The 5,127-nt window shown below is 46.6% G+C and carries 6 protein-coding genes and 1 pseudogene; 6 read left to right on the top strand and 1 reads right to left on the bottom strand.

What is annotated here, in order from left to right:
• Positions 1–572: pseudogene (locus tag T9A_RS17210) on the top strand (hypothetical protein); the annotation flags it as partial.
• A gap of 69 nt (positions 573–641) precedes the next feature.
• Here the strand turns inward: T9A_RS17210 and T9A_RS16430 are convergent.
• Positions 642–971: a hypothetical protein gene (locus tag T9A_RS16430; protein ID WP_035250731.1), complete on the bottom strand. Its 330-nt coding sequence runs from the start codon at positions 969–971 to the stop codon at positions 642–644.
• 61 nt (positions 972–1,032) lie between these two features.
• Between T9A_RS16430 and T9A_RS16425 the strand changes: the two genes are divergently transcribed.
• From T9A_RS16425 to T9A_RS16395, 5 genes are all read left to right on the top strand, one after another.
• Positions 1,033–1,248 (top strand): hypothetical protein, encoded by a 216-nt coding sequence (locus T9A_RS16425; protein WP_035250728.1) that lies wholly within the window; start codon positions 1,033–1,035, stop codon positions 1,246–1,248.
• Between the two features lie 6 nt (positions 1,249–1,254).
• Complete coding sequence (locus tag T9A_RS16420; RefSeq protein ID WP_035250725.1) at positions 1,255–1,929, top strand: hypothetical protein; 675 nt, start codon at positions 1,255–1,257, stop codon at positions 1,927–1,929.
• 674 nt (positions 1,930–2,603) lie between these two features.
• On the top strand, positions 2,604–3,494 hold the full coding sequence (locus T9A_RS16410; protein ID WP_035250719.1) for a hypothetical protein: 891 nt from the start codon (positions 2,604–2,606) through the stop codon (positions 3,492–3,494).
• Between the two features lie 470 nt (positions 3,495–3,964).
• Positions 3,965–4,336, top strand: coding sequence for a hypothetical protein (locus T9A_RS17205; RefSeq protein WP_035250712.1), 372 nt, complete (start codon positions 3,965–3,967; stop codon positions 4,334–4,336).
• A 3-nt stretch (positions 4,337–4,339) separates the two neighbouring features.
• Positions 4,340–4,810, top strand: a complete 471-nt coding sequence (locus tag T9A_RS16395) for a hypothetical protein (RefSeq protein ID WP_035250710.1) — start codon at positions 4,340–4,342, stop codon at positions 4,808–4,810.
• Positions 4,811–5,127: the final 317 nt, after the last annotated feature.

The following is a 5,127-nucleotide window of genomic DNA, read 5'->3' as shown; positions in this document are numbered from 1 at the left end:
AGAAGATCTGGACGATTACCCAGGGGAACCTGGATCAGGCTCTGGCCAGTATCGAGTTGTCCGATGAGGTAGAAAACGATATCCGTAACTCAGTGTATGCGGGCAAGGAAGTGACGGCCCATGAGAGGCCCGTTAACTTCTTTGGGAGTCAGTCCTCCGGATATATTGTGCTGGATCCATATAGTGGGGCTGGGGCTTATTTGATTGAGGGGGGTGAGAATGGCTCATCTACGCAAGCTTCTTCAGGTGACGTCTTTTCTTGGTTGTCTACAGTTGCGGAAGAGTTCATTGATCTATTTGGTGGTGCTTATTCCAAGGCGTTCGTAAGCATAAAAGGTTCCATTGAAAGAATGCTTAGCTATTTATATATTCTGAGGAGCTGCGATCCGCTAACGGCGTCGGCTGCAATTACTTCAATTAGTCTTCTTGTTTCAGGATTGGGGGCTATTTTTGCTCTTTATGCCGCAATTCTGCCCGTTCTAATTGTTTTGATATTTGCGGTTATAAAATCCATTATGATTGCAGTATTTATTGAAGCTTGGACAGGGGTTTGCAAGCGTGAAGATGAATAATGGTAAAGCTCCTTTTTGGTATTATTGGGTATTCTTTTCTATTGCTTCAATAACATCGATTTTTCCTCTTCATTTAGGGGGGGTTATCTGTGTTTTTATTTGGCTGAGCCCGGTGGTTTTTTTAGATCTGTCTTGGCGTAAGCAGAGAATGGTGTCTTTTCCTTTAATTGTGTTAATAATTTGGTTTTTTGCAATTCTTGTGGGAAGTTTTTTGTCTGGAACAAAAATGTACTTCAATCCGTTGTAACGTCTAATAAATATTTCACCCTTATCTTGGGGTATATGGTGTGGCAGAACTAAAGCCTGCAAGCTGATCTGGGGAATACCCAAAAACTGGAAGCAGAAGACTTTGCGGGCCTGACCAAGCAGCAGATAGTCGGCGACCTGCTCTACAACCATCCTCAGCTACTTCGCCCTGAATGATATACAGGACAAGATTAGCGAAAAGCAGGCTCACAGTGTGGGCTACCGTGTCCCCAGCTATGGCCTCTTCAAGACCAGCCTGTCCCCGGTCTATTTCTACGGCATTCCCCGTAACGTCAAAGCCACCGGCCTGGCCATGGACGTGGATCGCTTCGCGGGTACACGTGTCGACAAAGATGGCAACGTGGAGCGCAGGCTGGCGTTCAACCGTGCTCGTGGTGCCCGGCTCTCGGCCATGGAACACCTCGTGTAAGAGCAAATGTACAGCACGGAAGATGCGCCGGCCCACGGGATCAGTGCGGTGAAAGCCATCCAGCTTGATGCTGCTGAAGGGCAGAAAATCTGGACGATTACCCAGGCTAACCTGGATCAGGCACTGGCCAGTATTGAATTGTCCGATGAGGTAGAAACGGATATTCGTAACTCGGTGTATGCGGGCAAGGAGGTCACGGCCCATGAGAGACCGGTGAATTTCTTTGGGAGCCAGTCCTCCGGCTATATTGTGCTGGACCCCTATAGTGGGGCTGGGGCTTATCTGATTGAGGGTGGGGAGAATGGGGGGAATATATTCTCAACGATTAAAGATATTCTTGTGTGGATAAGCTGGGAGTTTGAAAGGCCATACTTTGACTTTAGTAAATTTGGTGAGAAACTTCTCAGAATCGCTTCTTTTGTTGGTTTTTCAGCTACAGCGGTTAGTGCTTTTTCCGACCTGAAAGGTCCCTGTGGGGCTGTGGCTGCAGGCGTGATATCTGGATTTATTGCGTACTTAAATGGCTTTATGAGCACGTTCCTGTTGGCTGTTGCATTTTCATTTATTGGTCCATTGGTTGTTGTGGCTTTGATTGTTATATTTAGTGTTTTCATGAGTATGATAAATGAGATGCTGATTGCTATGGCAACAACAGGCTGCGCTGCTGCGCGGGGGAGGTAGATGAAGAAGCCAGGGTTTTCAAGAATACTGAGAAGGTTCTATGGGGTGGAAAAAATAGACTCTAAGTGGAGTTTTGGTGATTTCATAGAGTCTTTTTCACTGCTGAGTGTCTTTTTTAGCCTTTTTTTTGTTGAGTATTTTGTGTATGAGGTAAGTGTCCGTAATTACCTCTATAATGTTAGCGCGCCCATAATAATTGGTGCCATAGCGTACTCTGTGGTCACTAAGAATTATGCTTTTGGGCCAGCTTCTGGGGCGCTCATTCACATGCTAATAGCGTTGATTGGCGCATTTTTTTCCTATGTTTTATATTCTTTGGTGTAGGTAATCGGTCTGCTATTTGGGCTCAATGGATAGCTGCTCTAAGAAGGGTAAGTACGCTGTTAAATGATAAGGAAAGTTCTTCCGCGGTTCGACGATTTTTTATAAGGGGGAAGAGGGGCGGATATTCAGAATAACGCAAGGCGGTCATTATGAAGTGGTTTTTCTAGGGAGTACCGTGCCCTGTCGCTGAACCTTCAAGGGATCAGCCAAAGTCAGGCCCAGTCCCTGCAAACCAATCTGGAAGCACCCGGAAAAAACTGGAAGCGCAAGACTTCGCAGGCCTGACAAAGCAGCAGGTAGTCGGTGACCTGCTCTATAGCACCATCCTCAGCTACTTCGCCCTGAATGACATGCAGGACAAGATTAGCGAAAAGGAGGCTCACAGTGTGGGCTACCACGCCCCCAGCTATGGCCTGTTCAAGACCAACCTGTCTCCGGTCTACTTCTACGGTATTCCCCGCAACGTCAAAGCCACCGGCCTGACAATGGATGTGGATCGCTTCGCGGGCACTCGCGTCGACAAGGATGGCAATGTGGAACGCAGGCTGGCGTTCAACCGTGCCCGAGGTGCCCGGCTATCAGCCATGGAACACCTGGTGCCAGAGCAAATGTACAGCACGGAAGATGCGCCGGCCCACGGTATCAGCGCGGTGAAGTGCATCCAGCTTGCGGCCGCCGAAGGGCAGAAGATCTGGACCATTACCCAGGCTAATCTAGATCAGGCTCTGGCCAGTATCGAGTTGTCCGATGAGGTAGAAAACGATATCCGTAACTCAGTGTATGCGGGCAAGGAAGTGACGGCCCATGAGAGGCCCGTTAACTTCTTTGGGAGTCAGTCCTCCGGATATATTGTGCTGGATCCTTATAGTGGGGCTGGGGCTTATTTGATTGAAGGAGGGGAGAATGGTTCATATCTAGCTGGTCTGCTTCTTGGGATGGCAATTGCTGTGGCTGGTGTGATGGCGTTGTCATTCTCCGGCGGCTTGGCGCTTCCTTTGCTTCTTTCTGTGCTTGTTCATGCTGGCATCTTCCAGTTATTAGATATTTTTCTTTCAGGAGCGACTTTTGATCGAGAGTGTTTCTTTGCTGGGCTGTTGGCGGGATTGACTCCGCTTGGCCTCATTTTGATGCCGCTTTTTGGCTCTTTGCAGGCGGCAATTGGGTCGATTTTAGCGATTTTAGGCTATGGCAATGTTGTTCTTGATCTGGATGGTAGCCGAGAGGCATGTCTGGGAGGATAGGTGATGGTTTCTAATGCAGAAAAAAATGTGATACTTAAAATTTTTTTCTTAATAAGCGCACTGCATCAGTTTTACATCTATTTTTTTTCGGGGCATGGAGGTGTGGTAAATATAGTGCTTTGTATTGCTTTCTTTTTTGGGGCGATAATAAATTATAAAAATAATAAATAACAAGCCGCCAGCGATATTTAGGGGAGGAGGCAATGTGGGCATGGATCTGGAAGCTAGCCCAGACCATCGAACAGGAAAGCACTATCAACGAAGAGGAAGGCTGGGTTCGGGGTGTGACCCAGTAAGCCATATAAGATGCCTTTGTCGGTATCGAGCTGTCCGATGAGATAGAAACGGATATCCGTAACTCGGTATATGCGGGCAAGGAAGTAACTGCCCATGAGAGGGCGGTTCATTTCTTTGGGAGTCAGTCCTCCGGGTATATTGTTCTGGATCCTTATAGTGGGGCTGGGGCTTATTTGATTGAGGGTGGGGAGAATGGGGGAAGGCTGAAAGCCGGCCCGGTTGCGCGATTTATGTTTTCGGCTGGAGTTGCAGATTCACTAGGAGCAAAGCTTTTAAAGCGTTTTGGTATTCTTAACATGGTCCTGACCTTGGTGGATTTAGTTTACTCTATCTCTGATGCTTTAGATGAGTGTGATGCTCACCCTATAGTACAAGCTTTGCTTGTTGTGTTTATGGTTAAGATGTTTGCTTTTTTTACATATCTAGTGATTACATTTACGGCAGGGCTTGCGGGGGCTATTGTCCCATTGATTATAGGCGAGATGGTGGGGCTTTTTCAGTCTCAGATTAACGAATTGGCAAGAAGGTATGCGTGTTTAGGGTGATTTGTGAAAAATAAAAATATAGAAGTTTTTACTTTATGGGGTGTTTATTTTTTTTCCTCATTGGTTGTTCTTGTTTATGCCTTTTTATTTGTGGAGCGCTGTCTTTTTGATGGCATTGAAGAGGGGGAGGTTGCAGTTCTGTCTGAAGGGTTTTCTCCGCCGTGGTATAAAGCGTATCGTTTCTCGGATTTTGAGGATGCGGAGGCTGTAATAAATGGAGTGAACTTTTCGGTTCCCTCTGATGTGGCAAATAAAATCAGCGGAAAAAAAGTTGATTTTTTTTATGGTAAGTATACTGGTGTGGCGTATGAGGTTTCAGATGATAAGAATGTTTATTGGAGGCTGTTCTCATTTTTTAATATATGTATAGTGATATTTCTCGCTATTTTTTTGGTAACAGTTATCAGAGAGCTTGAGCTTGTTTGCCTTCTGGCATTTGTTTTTTCAATGAGAATGCTGTTTCAGATATTATAATTTTTGAAGGGTGATCTATCCATTTGAAAAAAATGACAGGCTTAAACGCACTAATCCACTAATCCACTAATCCACTAATGTACGCCAATTCGGGGGCTTGGCCACAGCTACCACCAATACCGCCATGGGGTCCGAGCTACAATCCGAAATGGGCTATTGGCAGCCCAACCAGGGGTGGCGCACCAGTCAGAACGAAGCCGTTGCCGGCGAATACAGAGCCCTGGCGCTGAATCTGCAAGGCATCAGTCAGAGTCAGGCCCAAAATCTGCAAACCGACTTGGAGAGCACCCGGCAAAAACTGGAGGCAGAAGACTTTA

It is taken from the genome of Alcanivorax jadensis T9 (assembly GCF_000756655.1).
Taxonomy (GTDB): Bacteria; Pseudomonadota; Gammaproteobacteria; order Pseudomonadales; family Alcanivoracaceae; genus Alcanivorax; species Alcanivorax jadensis.
The sequence above is the reverse complement of the archived record's forward strand: the minus strand, read 5'-3'. Positions and strand labels throughout refer to the sequence as shown.

Bases quoted from the DNA above. Each gene is read 5' to 3' on its own strand.
- T9A_RS16430 (WP_035250731.1), bottom strand. From the start codon at position 971: ATGGTTGTAGAGCAGGTCGCCGACTATCTGCTGCTTGGTCAGGCCCGC.
- T9A_RS16420 (WP_035250725.1), top strand. From the start codon at position 1,255: ATGTACAGCACGGAAGATGCGCCGGCCCACGGGATCAGTGCGGTGAAA.
- T9A_RS16410 (WP_035250719.1), top strand. From the start codon at position 2,604: ATGCAGGACAAGATTAGCGAAAAGGAGGCTCACAGTGTGGGCTACCAC.